The organism is Microbacterium sp. NPDC077644 (genome assembly GCF_040702785.1).
Classification (GTDB): Bacteria; Actinomycetota; Actinomycetes; order Actinomycetales; family Microbacteriaceae; genus Microbacterium.
This window is the reverse complement of sequence record NZ_JBFBME010000006.1, coordinates 375-16,421: the sequence shown is the minus strand read 5'-3', so window position 1 is coordinate 16,421 and position 16,047 is coordinate 375. Positions and strand designations below refer to the sequence as shown.

Here is a 16,047-nt window from a genome sequence, read left to right as displayed (position 1 = left end):
ACACAGCCTCTCGAGAACGCCTGTCGGACAGTGCTCGATGGTGGGATCCTGTGAACAGGACGCGAGGAGAACCTGCCATGTCCATCATCAGCACCCCGGACGACGCCGATGCAGCAGTCACAGACCTGTTCGCCTCCGAAATCGCCGATCTCGGCTACGTTCCCACCCACACACGCGTGATGGCGGTGAACCCCGAGGCGTTCCGCGCCTTCCAGCAGCTCGTGCGCACCATCGTCTCGCAGCTGGGCGTGCGGCGATACGAACTGGCAACCCTCGCCGCCGCGGACGCCATCGGTTCGCAGGCGTGCCGGTATGCCCACGCCCGCAAGTCGCTGAAGCTGTTCGACGAGGAGCAGCTCGAGCGGATTCTTCGCGACTACCACGACGCGAAGCTCAGCGAGAGCGAGTTGGCGTTGATGGACTTCGCCGCCAAGCTCAGCCGTGATTCGGCGTCCATGACCGATGCCGACAGCCTCCGCCTGCGCGAGGTCGGCTTCACGGACCGGGAGATCGTGGACATCGCCCTCGCCGCATCGGTGCGCAACTATTTCAGTCGAGCACTGCACGCGCTCGCCGTCGACGTCGACATTCCACCTGGGCTCAGTCCCAGCATCCAGGATGCCCTGACGCGGAGTTGACTCAGCGCTGGCGGCGCTCCCGCACGCGCATGTTGATGACGATCGGGGTGCCCTCGAACTCGTACAGCTCCCGCAGGCGGCGCTGGATGAACCGGCGGTAGCCGGGGTCGAGGAACCCGGTCGTGAACAGCACGAACGTCGGCGGACGCGTCGACGCCTGCGTGCCGAACAGGATGCGCGGCTGCTTGCCTCCGCGCAGCGGGTGCGGGTGCTCGGCGACCAGCTCGGAGATGAACGCGTTGAACTTTCCGGTCGGGATGCGGCGATCCCAGTTCTCCAGCGCCGTCTCGAGCGCAGGCACGAGCTTGTCGAGGTGACGCCCGGTCTTCGCCGAGATGTTCACGCGCGGAGCCCACGCGACGTGCGCGAGGTCCTGTTCGATCTCACGCTCCAGGTACCGGCGGCGGTCCTGGTTCTCGAGGTCGACGTCGCTCAGGCGGTCCCACTTGTTGAAGGCGAGCACGAGCGCGCGTCCGGATTCGAGCACCAGGTCGATGATGCGCACGTCCTGCTCGCTGAGGGGCTCCGAGACGTCGAGCACGACGACGGCGACCTCCGCCTTCTCGAGCGCGGCGGACGTGCGCAGCGACGCATAGAAGTCCGCACCCTGCTGCAGGTGGACGCGGCGTCGGATGCCGGCCGTATCGACCAGTCGCCACAGCTTGCCGCCGAGTTCGACGACCTCGTCCACGGGGTCGCGGGTGGTGCCGGCGAGGTCGTTGACGACCACGCGCTCCTCCCCCGCGGCCTTGTTCAGCAGCGACGACTTCCCGACGTTCGGGCGACCGAGGATCGCGACGCGGCGCGGCCCGCCGATCTCGTGCTTGGCGACCGCAGACACCTCGGGCAGCTTCTCGAGCACGGCGTCGAGCAGGTCGGCGACACCGCGGCCGTGGACCGCCGAGGTCGGGTACGGCTCGCCGAGACCGAGGTTCCACAGAGCCGCGGCCTCGGGCTCCTGGCGCGTGTCGTCGATCTTGTTCGCGACGAGGAACACCGGCTTGCCGCTCTTGCGCAGCAGCTTCACGACGTGCTCGTCGGTGGAGGTGGCGCCCACCATGGCGTCGACGACGAACAGCACGAGGTCCGCGAGGTCGATCGCGACCTCGGCCTGAGCTGCGACCGAGCGGTCGATGCCCTTGGCGTCCGGCTCCCAGCCGCCCGTGTCGACGAGCGAGAAGCGGCGATCGTTCCACTCCGCCTTGTACGTCACACGGTCGCGGGTGACACCGGGCGTGTCCTCGACGACGGCCTCACGACGGCCGAGGATGCGGTTCACGAGAGCGGACTTGCCGACGTTCGGCCGTCCGACGATCGCGACGACCGGGAGTGCGGGCAGGAACTCGACTCCGCCCTCGGCGAGGCTGAGGCCCGCGAGAAGCGCCGCGTCCTCCTCATCCAGGTCGTAGTCGGCGAGTCCGGCGCGCAGGGCCTCGGCCCGCTGCTCGGCGAGCTGCTCGTCGAGCTCGTCCATCTTCTCGGCGAGACGGTCGGGGCCGCCTTCGTATTCATCTTCAGCGGCCATGTTCCGCTCCTTGCTTTCGGTCGATCACCGCGAGGACGGCGTCGATGGTCTGTGAGAAATCGAGGTGGGTGGTGTCGACGACCTCGACGCCCTCTGCGGCGTTCAGGAAGTCGACGACGGCGCTGTCGGAGGCGTCGCGCTTGTGCAGCGCAGCGGCGACCTCTGCGGCGTTCTCGCCGGCGAGTTCGCCGGCTCGTCTGGCCGCGCGCACCTCGGGCGCCGCGGTCAGGAGGATGCGTACGGGCGCGTCGGGCGCCACCACGGTCGTGATGTCGCGCCCTTCGACGACGACCGCCGGATGCGAGGCGTTCGCGACCAGCGACCGGAAGAAGATGTTCACCTGCTCGCGCACGGCGGGCACGCGCGCGACGCCGCTGACCGCGCCGGACACGCGCGGCTCGCGGATCGCCGCCGTGATGTCGGTGTCGCCGACGGCGACGGTGCGGTCGTCGGGGTCGAGTCCGAGGCGGAGGTCGAATGCGGATGCCGCAGCGAGCACCGCCTGCGCGTCATCGGTGTCGTCGCCGCGGTCGAGCACGTGCCAGGCCAGCGCCCGGTACGCCGCCCCCGTGTCGAGCAGGCCGTAGCCGCGCTGGCGCGCGATGGCCGCGGAGACGCTCGACTTGCCCGAGCCCGCCGGTCCGTCGATCGCGATGAAATCACTCATTAGTCGCTCCTGCAATCCGCCATCCGCGCTGCTGCAGCCCGTCGACGGCGCCGAGCAGTGCGGCCGGGGCCACGCTGATCTCGGCGAGGCCGAACTGCGCGCCGGGAGAATGCTCCAGGCGCAGGTCCTCCACGTTCACACCGAGCTCGCCGAGCTCGCCGAACAGACGTCCCAGTTGACCGGGGGTGTCGTCGACCATGACGACGAGCTGCTCGAATCGGCGGTTCTGTCCGTGCTTGCCCGGCAGCCGCTCGACGCCGTCGTTGCCCTGTCGGATCGCCTCGGCCACCACTCGCCTGGCCCCGGGAGCTCCGGGCTCGCGCAGCGCATCCGACACGGTCTTCAGGTCGGTGGCGAGAGCATCGAGCACGTCGACGACCGGCTCGGCGTTGGCGCCGAGGATCTGCACCCAGAGTTCCGGCGCGGATGCCGCGATGCGCGTGGTGTCGCGGACGCCCTGGCCTGCAAGGCGGAGGGCATCCTCGTCCGCGGTCGCGAGACGTGCGGCGAGAAGGCTGGCGACGACCTGCGGGACGTGCGACGTGAGCGCGACCGAGCGGTCGTGCTCCTCCGGCGTCATCTCGAGCGGCATCGCGCCGACGTCGAGCGCGAGGTCCTCGACGAGGGCGAGGTCGGCAGCGCGGGTCTCCTCGTCGCGGCAGACCACCCAGGGGCGTCCGATGAACAGGTCGGCGCGCGCCGAGATCGCTCCCCCGCGCTCCCGGCCGGCGAGCGGATGCGAGCCGATGTAGCGCGTGAGATCGACGCCGCGCTCGGTGAGCGCACGGAACGGCTCGAGCTTCACGCTCGCGACGTCCGTGACGACAGCATCCGGGTATTTCGTGAGCTCCGCCTCGATGACATCGGCGGTCACGTCCGGAGGAACCGACACGACGATCAGCGACGGCGAGTCGTCGTCGCGAGCCGCGCGTCCGGCTCCGTAGTCGATGGCAAGACGCAACTGGGCGGGCGACGTGTCGGCGAGGACGACATCCACGCCCTTCGCACGCAGTGCGTGACCGATGCTCGCGCCGAGGAGCCCGGCGCCGACGACGCGCACGGTCCCCGACAGGCGCGGCGCATTGCCGTTGCCACGGGTTCTGGCGGTGTCGCTCACTCGGTCTCCTGGGCGTCTCCCGGCGTGGCGTCCGCAGGGGCATCGTGGCGCGCGAGGGTCAGCAACGCACCACGTTCGATTTTACTCAGTTCCCTGCTCTTCCCCGCCGGGAGGGTTCCCAGGTGCAGAGGACCGAACTGACGGCGCACGAGTTCGGTGACAGGATGCCCCACCGCGGCCATCATGCGGCGCACGATGCGGTTGCGTCCGGAGTGCAGTGTCAGCTCGACGAGGCTCGATGCCGCCTTCCCGGTCACTGAGCCCGTCGAAGTGTCGAGGAGTCGCGCCTTGTCCGCCTGGATGAAGCCGTCCTCCAGGTCGAAGCCCTTCGTCAGCTTGGCGATCGTCTGCGCCGTGACAGCGCCCTCGACCTTGGCGATGTACACCTTGGTGACCCCGAAGGACGGATGCGCGAGCACGTGCGCGAGTTCGCCGTCGTTCGTGAGGATCAGGAGGCCGCTCGTCTCGGCATCCAGCCGCCCGACGTTGTACAAGCGCTCCTCGTAGTCCTTCGTGAAACGACGGAGGTCGGGTCTGCCGTTCTCGTCCTTCATGGTGCTGACGACCCCGGTGGGCTTGTTCAGCATCACGTAGCGCTTGGAGACGTCGAGCTGAATGGCCGTGCCGTCGACGTCGACGAGGTCGGTCTCTGGGTCGATGCGCCGACCGAGTTCGGTGACGACCTCGCCGTTGACGCTGATGCGCCCTTCGACGATGTACTGCTCGACGACGCGGCGGGATGCCACGCCCGCTGCGGCGAGTACCTTCTGCAGGCGGACGCCCTCGGGGGCGGCGTTGTCACTCATCGGATGGTTCCTTCGTCGAATCCGTCGGCGCCGTCGTCGAGCAGCGGCGAGATCGGCGGCAGCTCGTCGAGCGAGTTGATGCCGAGGTTCTGCAGCAGCGCGTCCGTGGTGCCGTAGTTGATGGCGCCGGTCTCGGAGTCGGCGAACAGCTCGGTGATCAGGCCTCGCGCGAGCAGCGTCCGCACGACGGAGTCGACGTTCACGGCGCGGATGGACGCCACCTGGCCGCGCGTGACCGGCTGCTTGTAGGCGATGACGGCGAGTGTCTCGAGGGCGGCCTGAGACAGGCGGGCCGGCGCCTGCCCGCCGACGAACTCCGCGACCAGGGCGTCGTGGTCCTCGCGGACGTAGAGGCGCCAGCCTCCACCGACCTCGCGCAGCTCGAAGCCCCGCCGCGGACCCGCGCCCTTGCCGTCGTAGTCGTCGACGAGTGTCTCGATGGCCTGGCGGACGGCGGGCACCGGAGAGCCGACGGCCGCGGCCAGTGCGACCAGGCCCAGCGGCTCGTCGATGATGAGCAGGATGGCTTCGAGCCGCTCGGTCAGCGGGGTCGTCGGCGGCTCCGCAGGCTCAGCGGTCGTCTCGGCAGGGTCAGCGGTCGAGGTGTCATCGGTCATAGTCGGCCCCCAGGGTCGCCAGTGTCTCATCCGACCAGGAGTCGGCTGCCCAGCGGAGCGTCAGCTCGCCGAGCGGTTCCAGTTGTTCGAAGGACAGCGCCGCGTGCCGGTACAGCTCGAGGACCGAGATGAACCGCGCCACGACGATGCCGGGCTCGGTCGTCCCCGCGACGAGTTCGCGGAACGTCAACGACTCGGTGTTCCGCAGCAGGGTGACGACGATCGCCGCCTGCTCGCGGATGCTGACCAGCGGCGCATGCAGATGGTCGAAGCCGACGGTGGGGATCTCCTTGGGCGCGAACGCGAGCAGGGCGAGAGCGGCGAAGTCGTCGGCGCTGAGCGTCCAGACGAGCTCCGGCGTCTGACGGCGGTGCTTCTCATCCAGCCGGACGGCGCGCGTGTGCCGGCGATCCTCTCGCTGCAGGCAGCGCGCGAACCAGGCGGAGACCTCTTTGAACGCCCGATACTGCAGCAGCCTCGCGAACAGCAGGTCGCGGGCTTCCAGCAGCGCGACGGCCTCGGCATCGACGAGCTCGCCCTGTGGCAGGAGTCCGGCGACCTTCATGTCGAGCAGGGTCGCCGCGACGACGAGGAACTCGGATGCCTGATCCAGCTCCTCCTCGGCCTCGAGCTCGCGCAGATAGGCGATGAACTCGTTGGTCACGGCGCTGAGCGAGACCTCGGTGATGTCCATCTCGTGCTTCGAGATGAGGTTCAGCAGCAGGTCGAACGGCCCGTCGAAGTTCGTCAGCGAGACGCGGAAGCCGTGCGCATCGGTTTCGGACCCTTCGACGGGCTCAGGGGCCGAAGACTCGATCCCTGAGCCTGTCGAAGGGTCGAGGGAAGCCTCAGCCTCAGGCGACGGCGCCACGGGCGACCAGCTCCCGGGCCAGTCGCAGGTACGCCTGAGCGGCGGCATGCTCCGGCGCGAACTCGGTGATGGGAACACCCGACACCGACGCGTCGGGGAACTTCACGGTGCGTCCGATCACGGTCTCCAGCACGTCGTCGCCGAACGCCTCGACCACGCGCTCGAGCACCTCGCGCGAGTGCAGCGTGCGCGCGTCGTACATGGTCGCCAGCAGCCCGTCGAGCTCGATGGCCGGGTTCAGGCGGTCGCGCACCTTCTCGATCGTCTCGATGAGCAGGGCGACGCCGCGCAGCGCGAAGAACTCGCACTCCAGCGGTATGAGCACGCCGTGGCTCGCCGTGAGCGCGTTGACCGTGAGCAGTCCGAGCGAGGGCTGGCAGTCGATGAGGATGACGTCGTACTCCCCCGCGACCTGGCGCAGCACGCGCGCGAGGATGGTCTCGCGGGCGACCTCGTTGACGAGGTGCACCTCGGCGGCCGACAGGTCGATGTTCGCGGGGATCACGTCGAGGCCCTCGACCTGCGACTTCACGATCACCTCATGCGCGTCGCGCTTGGTGTCCAGCAGCAGGTCGTACACCGTCGGCACGTCGTGCGTCTGGATGCCGAGGCCGGCAGACAGCGCGCCCTGCGGATCGAAGTCGACGGCGAGCACCTTGCGGCCGTATTCGGCGAGGGATGCTGCGAGGTTGATCGAGGTCGTCGTCTTGCCGACGCCGCCCTTCTGGTTGCACAGCGCGATGATGCGCGCAGGTCCGTGCGAGTCGAGCGGGGCGGGGATCGCGAAGCCGTGGTACGGACGCCCCGTGGGACCCAAGACGATGTCGTCGGCCTTCGACGTCTTGCCCTTGGTCTTCGTCGCGTTCTGAGCCACCGAATCTCCTGCTTCCTTCATGCTTGCTCGATTCTAGCCAGTCACCTGCGCATTCGCCGGTTCGCCCCCGGCGATCCCCCACAGCCCGTCAGCGCGCCCGCGGGTGCGATGTGGCGTAGATGTCCCGCAGCGTGTCGACGGAGACGTGCGTGTATATCTGCGTCGTCGCCACCGACGCGTGCCCGAGCAGCTCCTGCACGACGCGCACATCGGCGCCGCCCTGCAGCAGGTGCGTCGCGAACGAGTGCCGCAGTGTGTGCGGCGACACCTCGGCCGTGATCTGCGCGCGCTCCGCGGCGGACCGGATGACGAGCCACGCGCTCTGCCGCGACAGCGGAGCGCCCCGCGCGCCCAGGAACAGTCGGGCCGATGCTTTCCCCTTGGCCGCCAGGGCCGGCCGGACACGCGTGAGGTAGGCGTCGACGGCATCCCGGGCGTACGAACCGACCGGCACGATCCGCTCCTTGGAGCCCTTGCCCCGCAGACGCAGCACGTCGCCGTGCGCGAGGTCGTCGACATCGAGCCCGACGGCCTCCGACACGCGGGCGCCGGTGGCGTAGAGCAGCTCGAGCAGTGCGCGGTCGCGGATGCCGATCGGCTCCTCGGCGGATGGCGCCGCGAGCAGCCGCTCGACCTGATCGATCGTCAGGGCCTTCGGCAGCCGCTGCGGCGTCTGCGGCGGACGCAGCCGTCCGCTCGGGTCCTCGACCTCGATCCCTTCGCGGACGAGGAACCGGTGCAGCCCCCGAACCGACGACTGCAGCCGCGCGAGACTCGTCGCCGCAGGTGCCGGAACCACGGCGGAGCGGTCGGCGACGAACCGTCCGATGATCGCGCCCGTCACAGCCGTGGTGTCGTCGATGCCGGCATCCGTCAGCCACTCGAGATACCCCGCCAGGTCGCGCCGATACGCGCCGACCGTGTGCTCCGACAGGCCGCGCTCGATCGTGATGTGCCGCAGGTAGGCGTCGACAGCACGGTCCAGGCGCATCGCTACGCCCGCAGTCTCCGCTCGGCAGCGAGGACGCCGAGGGACAGGATGCCGTTGCGCAGGCGACCAGTGAGAACAGCTTCGACGGCCTCGGAGAGCGGCACCCACTCCAGGCGGATGTCGGCCTCCTCGTCTTCGCGGTCGAAGACCTCGGGCGCCGCCTCGACGCCCGTCGCCAGGTAGATGCGGATCAGCTCGCTGTTGCCGCCGGGAGTCGTCCACGTCGAGACGAGCAGGTCCCAGTGCTCGGCGACGAGATCGGCCTCCTCGGCGAGCTCGCGCCGCGCGGCATCCATCGGGTCCTCGCCCTCGACGTCGAGCAGCCCGGCGGGCAGCTCCCAGTCGCGGTTGCGGATCGGATGACGGTACTGCTGGATCATCAGCACCCGGCCGTCGTCGTCCAGTGCCAGCACGGCGACAGCTCCGGTGTGCTCGACGTACTCCCGGACGAGCTCTCCGTCGCCGTAGGCGAACCGGTCCGAGCGGACGTCCCAGACCCAGCCCCTGTAGACGACGTCGCTCTGCAGGATCTCCGGCTCGAACGGCTCGTCCCGGATCTCTGACGCTTCGACGGGCTCAGCGGTCGAAGGATCAGTCATCTTCGACGTCGAACAGTTCGCTGGAGCGGTGACGATCGATCGCCGCGCCGATGAGTCCGCGGAACAGCGGGTGCGGGTCGGTCGGGCGCGAGCGCAGCTCGGGGTGCGCCTGCGTGGCGATGTAGTACGGGTGCACGTCGCGCGGCAGCTCGACGAACTCGACGAGGTCGAGCTCGGGGTTCAGGCCCGAGAACACGATCCCGGCGTCCGACAACCGCTGGCGGTAGGCGTTGTTCACCTCGTAGCGGTGACGGTGCCGCTCGGAGATCTTCGTGGTGCCGTACACCTCGGCCGCGAGCGTACCCTCGCCGAGCGCCGCCTCGTACAGGCCCAGGCGCATGGTGCCGCCGAGGTCGCCGCCGTCGAGGATCTCGACCTGCTCGGCCATCGTCGCGATGACGGGCTCCGCGGTCTCGGGGTCGAACTCGCTCGAGGATGCGCCGGCGATGCCGGCCACGTTGCGGCCGTACTCGATCACCATGCACTGCAGGCCCAGGCACAGTCCGAGCGTCGGGATGCCCTGCTCGCGGGCGAACCGCAGAGCACCGAGCTTGCCCTCGATGCCGCGGATGCCGAAGCCGCCGGGCACGCAGATGCCGTCGAGGTCGGACAGCGCCTTGGCCGCGCCCTCGGGCGTCTCGCACGAGTCGGAGGGGATCCACCGGATGTTGACGTGCGTCTCGTGGGCGAAGCCGCCGGCCCGCAGCGCCTCGGTCACGGACAGGTACGCGTCGGGCAGGTCGATGTACTTGCCCACCAGCCCGATCGTGACCTCGTGCTTGGGGTTGTGGACGGCCTGCAGCACCTTCTGCCAGCGCGACCAGTCGACCTCGTCCGCGGCCTTGCCGTCGAGTCCGAGTCGGCGCACGATGTACGAGTCGAGGCCCTGGTCGTTCAGCGTCGACGGGATGTCGTAGATGCTCGGCAGGTCGACCGTGTTGATGACGCCCTCGGCGTCGACGTCGCACATGAGCGCGATCTTGTTGCGGTTCGACTCGCTGACGGGCCGGTCGCTGCGCAGCACCAGCGCGTCGGGCTGGATTCCGACCTGGCGGAGAGCTGCCACGGAGTGCTGGGTGGGCTTGGTCTTCTGCTCGCCGGAGGCGCCCATGAACGGCACGAGCGAGACGTGCACGAAGAAGACGTTGTCGCGGCCGAGCTCGTGGCGCAGCTGCCTGGCGGATTCGAGGAACGGCTGCGACTCGATGTCGCCGACGGTTCCACCCACCTCGGTGATGATCACGTCGGGGCGCGGCTCCTCGGTCGCCTGCAGGCGCATGCGGCGCTTGATCTCGTCGGTGATGTGCGGGATGACCTGCACGGTGTCGCCGAGGTACTCGCCGCGGCGCTCCTTGGCGATGACCTGGGAGTAGATCTGGCCGGTGGTGACGTTGGCCGCCTGCGACAGGTTGATATCGAGGAAGCGCTCGTAGTGCCCGATGTCGAGATCGGTCTCCGCGCCGTCATCGGTGACGAACACCTCGCCGTGCTGGAACGGGTTCATCGTGCCGGGGTCGACGTTCAGGTACGGGTCGAGCTTCTGCATCACGACGCGCAGTCCGCGCGCGGTCAGGAGGTTGCCGAGGCTCGCAGCCGTCAGGCCCTTCCCCAACGAAGAAACGACACCACCAGTCACGAAGATGTGTTTGGTCGTGTCGTTGTCGGGCCGCGCCTCAGAAGAGTTCATCACGGGCTTCAATCCTAACAGTTCGCCGGGGCCGAAAGGCTGAGCAGTTCACGGGCATGGGTGAGTGCGGCGTCGGAGTCCGCGAGACCGGAGAGCAGGCGGGCCATCTCGGCCTCGCGCTCGGGTCCGTCGAGGCGACGAACGCTCGACGCGGTGACGGCGCCGTCGTTGGATTTCACGACCGACAGGTGGTTCGACGCGAACGCCGCGACCTGCGCCAGGTGAGTGACGGCGATGACCTGCGAGGACTCCGCCAGCCGGGCCAGGCGCCGCCCGACTTCGATCGCCGCGGCGCCGCCGATGCCGGCATCCACCTCGTCGAACACGAACGTCGGCACCGGATCGGTGCCCGCGATCACGACCTCGATCGCCAGCATGACGCGGGACAGCTCGCCGCCCGAGGCGCTCTTGGCAACCGAGCGCGGTTCGGCGCCGGGGTGCGGTGCGAGGAGGATCGCGACATCGTCGCGCCCGTGCGAGCTCTCGGCGCCCTCGCGGACGGCGACCTCGAGCCGGGCGTCGGGCATCGCCAGCGCGTGGAGTTCCTCGGTGACGGCGGCGCCGAGCCGGGATGCCGCTTCACTGCGCGCACCCGTCAAGGCGGAGGCGGCGGCGTCGAGCGCCTCGCGCGCGGCATCCCGCTCGCTCTGCAGCCGCTCGAGGCGGTCGCCGTCGTCGTCGAGTTCGGCGAGCCGGTTCGACCCGGTCGACCAGAGCTCGAGCGCCTCGTCGAGGCTGCCGTGCGTGCGGACGAGAGTCGTCAGCGCCGCGCGGCGCTCTTCGACCGCGGCGAGTTCGTGCGGCCCCGACTCGTCGAGATCGGCGAGGTAGGCGGACAGCTGCAGGGCGAGGTCGGAGAGCCGGTAGCCGACGTCGGCGATGCCCTCGGCGATGCCGGCCAGCGCGGAGTCCGCGGATCGTTCGAGGTGGCGCCGCGCCTCGGCGACGAGCGCCGACGCGTCGAGTTCGCCCTCCTCGCTGGAGATCGCTCCTCTGGCGAGGGATGCCGCGACCCGTAGCTCCTCGGCGTTCGCGAGGCGCTCGGCGCGCTCGGCGAGGACGACGTCCTCCCCGGGTTCGGGCGCCGTCGCCTCGATGAGAGCGAGCTGCTCCCGGAGACGTGCGGCCTCCTCGGCACGGCGATCCCGGTTCTCGGACAGATCGGTGATCTCGGCATCCAACTCGCGCCACCGCGTGTACGCACTCGAATACGTCTCGAGGGCTGCGGCGATCGGGGCGCCGCCGAAGCGGTCGAGGGCGTCGCGCTGGGCGGCCGCCGAACGCAGCCGCAGCTGCTCGGACTGGCCGTGCACGACGACGAGTTCATCCGCGAGCGCCGACAGCACGCCGGCGGGCGCTGCACGACCGCCGACGCTGGCTCGGCTGCGCCCTTCGGCGCTGAGGGTGCGCGAGACGTAGAGTTCGCCCTGCGGGGTCCCGCCCTCGCCGGATCCGAACTCCTCGAGCTCGCCTCCGGCGTCGGCGACGATGTCGGCGACGGCGCCCTCGGCGGGAACGACCCAGACGCCGGCGACGGACGCCTGATCGGCTCCGGCGCGCACGGCCCCCGAGTCGGCACGGTTGCCCAGCAGGAGTCCGAGCCCGGTCACGACCATGGTCTTCCCCGCGCCGGTCTCACCCGTGATCGCGGTGAACCCCGGTCCGAGCGGCAGGACGGCGTCGTCGATCACGCCGAGGCCGCGCATCCGCATCTCCTCGATCATGAGGACGCCCCTCGCCACCCCGCCACCGGGAGCTGGAACTTGCGGACGAGACGGTCGGTGAACGCCGCCGGGTGCAGGCGCGCGAGACGAACGGGGCGCGACGACCGCCGGACGACGACGCGGGCTCCGGGCGGCAGGTCGTGCGAGCGCCGGCCGTCGCACCACAGGATGCCGGTGCCGCTGGTGCGCTCGAGCATCTCGATCGCCACGGATGCGTCGGGGCTCACGACGAGGGGGCGGGCGAACAGCGCGTGGGCCGACAGCGGGATGACGGTGATGGCTTCGACGCTGGGCCAGATCACCGGCCCTCCGGCGGAGAAGTTGTAGGCGGTCGAGCCGGTCGGCGTGGAGATGACCATGCCGTCGCAGCCGTAGCTCGACAGGGGCCGGCCGTCGATCTCGACGACCACCTCGATCATGCGCTCCCGGCTCGCCTTCTCGACCGTGGCCTCGTTCAACGCCCACGTCTCGTAGACGACGTCGCCGGCGGCGTCCTTGACGCGCACGGCCAGCGCCATGCGCTCCTCGACGACGTAGTCGCGGTCGATGACCCGCTGCACGGCGTCGTCCATGGCGTCGCGCTCGATCTCGGCGAGGAAGCCGACATGACCCATGTTGATGCCGAGCACGGGCGCGCTGCGCGTGCTCCGGACGAGCTCGGCCGCGCGCAAGATCGTGCCGTCGCCGCCGAGGACGATGGCGAGTTCGAGGTCGTCGACCGCGACGTCGTCGATCAGCACGTCGACGTCAGAGAAATCGCCGTCGACGGCGGACAGCTCTGTGCGGTCGTCGATCGAGAGGACCGGGCGCGCGCCGGCGCCGCGGAGCAGTTCGATGACGCGACGGGCTGCGGCGACCGTGTCGTCCCGGCCGGCGTGAGCGACGACCAGGATGTTGCGCTCGTTCATCGTCCTCCTGCCAGCTCGTCGATGCGTTCCGTCCATTCTGTCGGATTGCTGCCGCGTCCGGGCGCCATGTGGACGAGGAACTCGGCGTTGCCGTGCGTGCCGAGGATCGGCGACGCGATGATGCCGAGCATCCCGAGTCCGGCATCCCAGCCGTGCCAGACGACGCGCGCGACGGCATCCGCGCGCGTCGCCGGGTCGGTCACGAGACCGCCCCTGACCGCGGTGCGCCCCACCTCGAACTGCGGCTTGACGAGGACGACGACGTCGGCATCGGACGCCGCGACGGCGGCAGCGGCGGGAAGGATGTGCTCGAGCGAGATGAACGAGAGGTCGCCGACGATGAGCTCTGGCGCAGCAGGCTCGCCCGTCGCCTCGGCGAGGCTCTGCGGCGTCATGTACCGGACGTTGAAGCCCTCGACCTCGACGACGCCGGGATCGGCCGCCACGGATGCGGCCAGCTGCCCGTGACCGACATCGACCGCGAGCACCGTGCGCGCGCCGCGCTCACGGAGCACCTGGGTGAAGCCGCCGGTGGATGCCCCCATGTCGAGCGCGAGCCGGCCGGTTGCTGCGACGTCGAACGCATCGAGGGCAGCGATGAGCTTGTGCGCGCCGCGACTGACGTAGTGGTCGGATGCGGCGACGTCGATGACGGCGTCATCTGCGACCCCGGTCGAGGGCTTGATGATCTGGCGTCCGTCGACGCTGACCAGTCCTGCTGCGATCAGTGTCGAGGCGTGCGTGCGCGAGCGGGCGAGTCCGCGAGCGGCGAGAGCGGCGTCGAGGCGCGTCACCGGTCTCCTGACGGCGATGCGCCCGGCGAATCGAGTCTGGCGCCGGCCTCGAGCCGGCGGAACAGCTCGTCGTGCACGGCGGTGTAGGCCTCGGCCCTGGCCGCCAGCGGCTGGCCCTCGATCAGGCGCAGACGGCTCCACAGGCCATCGGTCGGCTGCGGAGTCTCGTCGTTCACGCCTTCCACTGTACGTGCCTTCGGACGCGGAGACGCCGAGGCGCGTCAGGGGCGGTGGAACGGGTCGTGGTAGAGCTTCTCGGGGACGTTGAGCACGAAGATCGGTGTGCCCGATTCCCAGATGGCGGTCGCACCCGCGCGTACGAGGTCGATGTGGCGCTTGCCCTCGGCGAGGATCTCGACGTCTCCCCCGACGACGCGCACGGTGGCGCCGCCCACGGTCACGGCACCGCCACGGCGCTCGGTCTCCGGGTAGGGCTCGTGCAGCTCGCGCAGGTCGCTGAGCACATAGGTCGGACGCGAGCCCTCGGGGGCGGCGAGAACGTGCTTGGGCCGGTCGATCCCGGTCAGCACGAGCGCGGATTCGATGCCGACGCGCGCGGCCCCGAGGATGTCGGTGTCCAGGCGATCCCCGATGAACAGGGTCTTGTGTGCGTCGAAGCGGGCAATGGCCTCTTCGAAGATCGGGACCTCCGGCTTGCCCGCGACGGTCGCCAGGCGGCCGACGGCGGTGTGCACGGCTGAGACCAGAGTGCCGTTGCCGGGGGCGACGCCGCGCTCGCGCGGAATCGTCCAGTCGCTGTTGGTGGCGATCCAGGGGATGCCGCCTTCATCCTCGGGCACCTTCAACGCGAAGGCCGCCTCGGCCAGGTCCGTCCAGGCGACCTCGGGTGCGAAGCCCTGGACGACGGCATCCGGCGCGTCCTCCGCGCTGCGGGTGACGCGATAGCCGGCCTTCTCCGCCTCGACGACGAGTCCCTCGCCGCCGACGATCAGGAGCGTCGCAGGGGCGGGGACCATGGTGGCGAGCAGGCGCATGGCCGCCTGCGGGCTGGTGACGACGTCCTCGGCGGCGACGGAGAGGCCGAGCTCGGTGAGGTGGCCGGCCACGGACGCATCCGTGCGCGACGCGTTGTTCGTGATGTAGCCGACCCGACGGGTCTCGGCCACCCGATTCAAGCTCTCGACCGCGTACGGCAGAGCACCGGGGCCGGCGTAGACGACGCCATCGAGGTCAGCGAGGACGACGTCGACGCCGTCCAGAGGTGTGGGGCGCGCTTTGGAGAAGAGTCCCACTCAGGATTCCTCACCCTCGATGAGGCCGTCCTCGATGAAGATCTCCTCATCGTCCTCGTCGTTCAAGCCGAGCGCGTCTGCGGCTACCTCCGCGCGCGCAGCCCAGAAGGCCGCTTCCTCGTCTCGCCCGAGGTCCTCGAGCACGGCGGCGTGCGCGCTGAACAGCGCGGGGCTCCATTCGAAGGCGCGGTCGGGGTCGAGTTCGGGGATCTGCAGCTCGCCGAGGGCGAGTTCTGCCTCGCCCTGGTCGAGGCGGGCACCCGACATTGCGATCGCCAACGCCACGCGTACGGGCGTCGGCAGAGCGCTGCGGTCGACCGCACGACCGGCCTCGAGCGCGCGGTCGGGGCGTCCGACGCCGCGCTCGCTGTCGACCATGAGCGCGATCTGGTCGTCCTTGCCGGAGATCCGGCGATAGGTGCGCAGTTCGCGAAGCGCGAGGGCGAAGTCTCCGGTCGCGTATGCGGTGATCCCGAGGGTCTCGCGGACGATCGCGATGCGACCGGCGCGTCGGGATGCCGCGAGGGCGTGCTTGTGGGCGAGCTCGGGGTCCTCGTCGATGAGCTGCGCGGCCATCGCCAGGTGGCGCGCCACCTGCTCCGCGTTCTCCTTGCTCAGAGTCTTCAGCTCATTGCGCGCCGAGTTCTGCAGATCCTTCGCGGTGACTTCTTCGGGAACGACCGGGTCATCGTGACGCGGACGATCTTCGGACCGACGATCCGGACGCTCACGTCCGGCACCCCCGCGCTGCGGGAAGCCGCGGCCGTCGCGCTGATTGCCGCCTTCGCGACGCTGGTAGCCGCCCTCTCGGCGGTCACCGTCCCGACGCGGAGCAGCACCATCACGACGCTGATACCCGCCCTCACGACGGTCACCATCACGACGCGGAGCAGCACCATCACGACGCTGATACCCGCCCTCACGACGGTCACCATCACGACGCGGAGCAGCACCATCACGACGCTGATACCCGCCC

Annotated in this window: 18 protein-coding genes; 2 read left to right on the top strand and 16 right to left on the bottom strand. The window is 70.0% G+C overall.

Features of this window, described 5'->3' with window-relative positions; translation table 11 throughout:
• Positions 1-77 precede the first annotated feature (77 nt).
• Positions 78-638 carry a carboxymuconolactone decarboxylase family protein gene (locus tag AB0269_RS14905; protein ID WP_366212030.1) on the top strand — a complete coding sequence of 187 codons (561 nt, stop codon included), beginning with the start codon at positions 78-80 and terminating at the stop codon, positions 636-638.
• A gap of 1 nt (position 639) precedes the next feature.
• Here AB0269_RS14905 and der read toward each other — a convergent pair whose 3' ends face one another.
• The 16 genes from der to AB0269_RS14825 form a co-directional block, all read right to left on the bottom strand.
• Positions 640-2,163 (bottom strand): ribosome biogenesis GTPase Der, encoded by a 1,524-nt coding sequence (gene der, locus AB0269_RS14900; RefSeq protein ID WP_366212029.1) that lies wholly within the window; start codon positions 2,161-2,163, stop codon positions 640-642.
• Complete coding sequence (cmk, locus tag AB0269_RS14895; RefSeq protein WP_366212028.1) at positions 2,153-2,830, bottom strand: (d)CMP kinase; 678 nt, start codon at positions 2,828-2,830, stop codon at positions 2,153-2,155. Before cmk ends, der begins: the two co-directional genes overlap by 11 nt.
• Positions 2,823-3,947, bottom strand: a complete 1,125-nt coding sequence (locus AB0269_RS14890) for a prephenate dehydrogenase (protein WP_366212027.1) — start codon at positions 3,945-3,947, stop codon at positions 2,823-2,825. The genes cmk and AB0269_RS14890 overlap by 8 nt, the downstream gene beginning before the upstream one ends.
• Entirely contained in the window at positions 3,944-4,753 is an 810-nt protein-coding gene (locus AB0269_RS14885; protein WP_366212026.1) for a pseudouridine synthase, read from the bottom strand. Before AB0269_RS14885 ends, AB0269_RS14890 begins: the two co-directional genes overlap by 4 nt.
• Positions 4,750-5,370: an SMC-Scp complex subunit ScpB gene (gene scpB, locus AB0269_RS14880; protein ID WP_366212025.1), complete on the bottom strand. Its 621-nt coding sequence runs from the start codon at positions 5,368-5,370 to the stop codon at positions 4,750-4,752. Before scpB ends, AB0269_RS14885 begins: the two co-directional genes overlap by 4 nt.
• Complete coding sequence (locus tag AB0269_RS14875) at positions 5,360-6,241, bottom strand: ScpA family protein (protein WP_366212024.1); 882 nt, start codon at positions 6,239-6,241, stop codon at positions 5,360-5,362. Before AB0269_RS14875 ends, scpB begins: the two co-directional genes overlap by 11 nt.
• The gene (locus AB0269_RS14870; protein ID WP_366212023.1) at positions 6,225-7,136 is read right to left on the bottom strand and encodes a ParA family protein; all 912 of its coding nucleotides are present in this window, start codon (positions 7,134-7,136) and stop codon (positions 6,225-6,227) included. Before AB0269_RS14870 ends, AB0269_RS14875 begins: the two co-directional genes overlap by 17 nt.
• 67 nt (positions 7,137-7,203) lie before the next feature.
• Positions 7,204-8,106 carry a site-specific tyrosine recombinase XerD gene (gene xerD, locus AB0269_RS14865; RefSeq protein ID WP_366212022.1) on the bottom strand — a complete coding sequence of 301 codons (903 nt, stop codon included), beginning with the start codon at positions 8,104-8,106 and terminating at the stop codon, positions 7,204-7,206.
• A gap of 2 nt (positions 8,107-8,108) precedes the next feature.
• A complete protein-coding gene (locus tag AB0269_RS14860; RefSeq protein WP_366212021.1) occupies positions 8,109-8,705 on the bottom strand; it encodes an NUDIX hydrolase in 597 nt (198 codons plus the stop codon).
• Complete coding sequence (locus AB0269_RS14855) at positions 8,698-10,392, bottom strand: CTP synthase (protein ID WP_366212065.1); 1,695 nt, start codon at positions 10,390-10,392, stop codon at positions 8,698-8,700. Before AB0269_RS14855 ends, AB0269_RS14860 begins: the two co-directional genes overlap by 8 nt.
• Positions 10,393-10,406: 14 nt before the next feature.
• A complete protein-coding gene (gene recN / locus AB0269_RS14850) occupies positions 10,407-12,116 on the bottom strand; it encodes a DNA repair protein RecN (RefSeq protein ID WP_366212020.1) in 1,710 nt (569 codons plus the stop codon).
• Positions 12,113-13,024, bottom strand: coding sequence for an NAD kinase (locus AB0269_RS14845; protein WP_366212019.1), 912 nt, complete (start codon positions 13,022-13,024; stop codon positions 12,113-12,115). The genes recN and AB0269_RS14845 overlap by 4 nt, the downstream gene beginning before the upstream one ends.
• Entirely contained in the window at positions 13,021-13,818 is a 798-nt protein-coding gene (locus tag AB0269_RS14840; RefSeq protein ID WP_366212018.1) for a TlyA family RNA methyltransferase, read from the bottom strand. The genes AB0269_RS14845 and AB0269_RS14840 overlap by 4 nt, the downstream gene beginning before the upstream one ends.
• A complete protein-coding gene (locus tag AB0269_RS14835; protein ID WP_366212017.1) occupies positions 13,815-13,994 on the bottom strand; it encodes a hypothetical protein in 180 nt (59 codons plus the stop codon). Before AB0269_RS14835 ends, AB0269_RS14840 begins: the two co-directional genes overlap by 4 nt.
• A 45-nt stretch (positions 13,995-14,039) precedes the next feature.
• Positions 14,040-15,071, bottom strand: a complete 1,032-nt coding sequence (locus tag AB0269_RS14830; protein ID WP_366212016.1) for an HAD-IIA family hydrolase — start codon at positions 15,069-15,071, stop codon at positions 14,040-14,042.
• Positions 15,072-15,665, bottom strand: coding sequence for a hypothetical protein (locus AB0269_RS14825; protein ID WP_366212015.1), 594 nt, complete (start codon positions 15,663-15,665; stop codon positions 15,072-15,074). It lies immediately after the preceding gene.
• Here AB0269_RS14825 and AB0269_RS14820 point away from each other — a divergent pair.
• Positions 15,654-16,047, top strand: a 394-nt coding sequence (locus AB0269_RS14820; protein ID WP_366212014.1) for a hypothetical protein, incomplete at its 3' end; no start/stop codon positions are given. The genes AB0269_RS14825 and AB0269_RS14820 overlap by 12 nt on opposite strands.

Excerpts from the sequence above, each read along its gene's own strand:
- AB0269_RS14905 (WP_366212030.1), top strand. The coding sequence starts at position 78 with ATGTCCATCATCAGCACCCCGGACGACGCCGATGCAGCAGTCACAGAC.
- der (WP_366212029.1), bottom strand. The coding sequence starts at position 2,163 with ATGGCCGCTGAAGATGAATACGAAGGCGGCCCCGACCGTCTCGCCGAG.
- cmk (WP_366212028.1), bottom strand. The coding sequence starts at position 2,830 with ATGAGTGATTTCATCGCGATCGACGGACCGGCGGGCTCGGGCAAGTCG.
- AB0269_RS14885 (WP_366212026.1), bottom strand. The coding sequence starts at position 4,753 with ATGAGTGACAACGCCGCCCCCGAGGGCGTCCGCCTGCAGAAGGTACTC.
- scpB (WP_366212025.1), bottom strand. The coding sequence starts at position 5,370 with ATGACCGATGACACCTCGACCGCTGACCCTGCCGAGACGACCGCTGAG.
- AB0269_RS14870 (WP_366212023.1), bottom strand. The coding sequence starts at position 7,136 with ATGAAGGAAGCAGGAGATTCGGTGGCTCAGAACGCGACGAAGACCAAG.
- xerD (WP_366212022.1), bottom strand. The coding sequence starts at position 8,106 with ATGCGCCTGGACCGTGCTGTCGACGCCTACCTGCGGCACATCACGATC.
- AB0269_RS14860 (WP_366212021.1), bottom strand. The coding sequence starts at position 8,705 with ATGACTGATCCTTCGACCGCTGAGCCCGTCGAAGCGTCAGAGATCCGG.
- AB0269_RS14855 (WP_366212065.1), bottom strand. The coding sequence starts at position 10,392 with ATGAACTCTTCTGAGGCGCGGCCCGACAACGACACGACCAAACACATC.
- recN (WP_366212020.1), bottom strand. The coding sequence starts at position 12,116 with ATGATCGAGGAGATGCGGATGCGCGGCCTCGGCGTGATCGACGACGCC.
- AB0269_RS14845 (WP_366212019.1), bottom strand. The coding sequence starts at position 13,024 with ATGAACGAGCGCAACATCCTGGTCGTCGCTCACGCCGGCCGGGACGAC.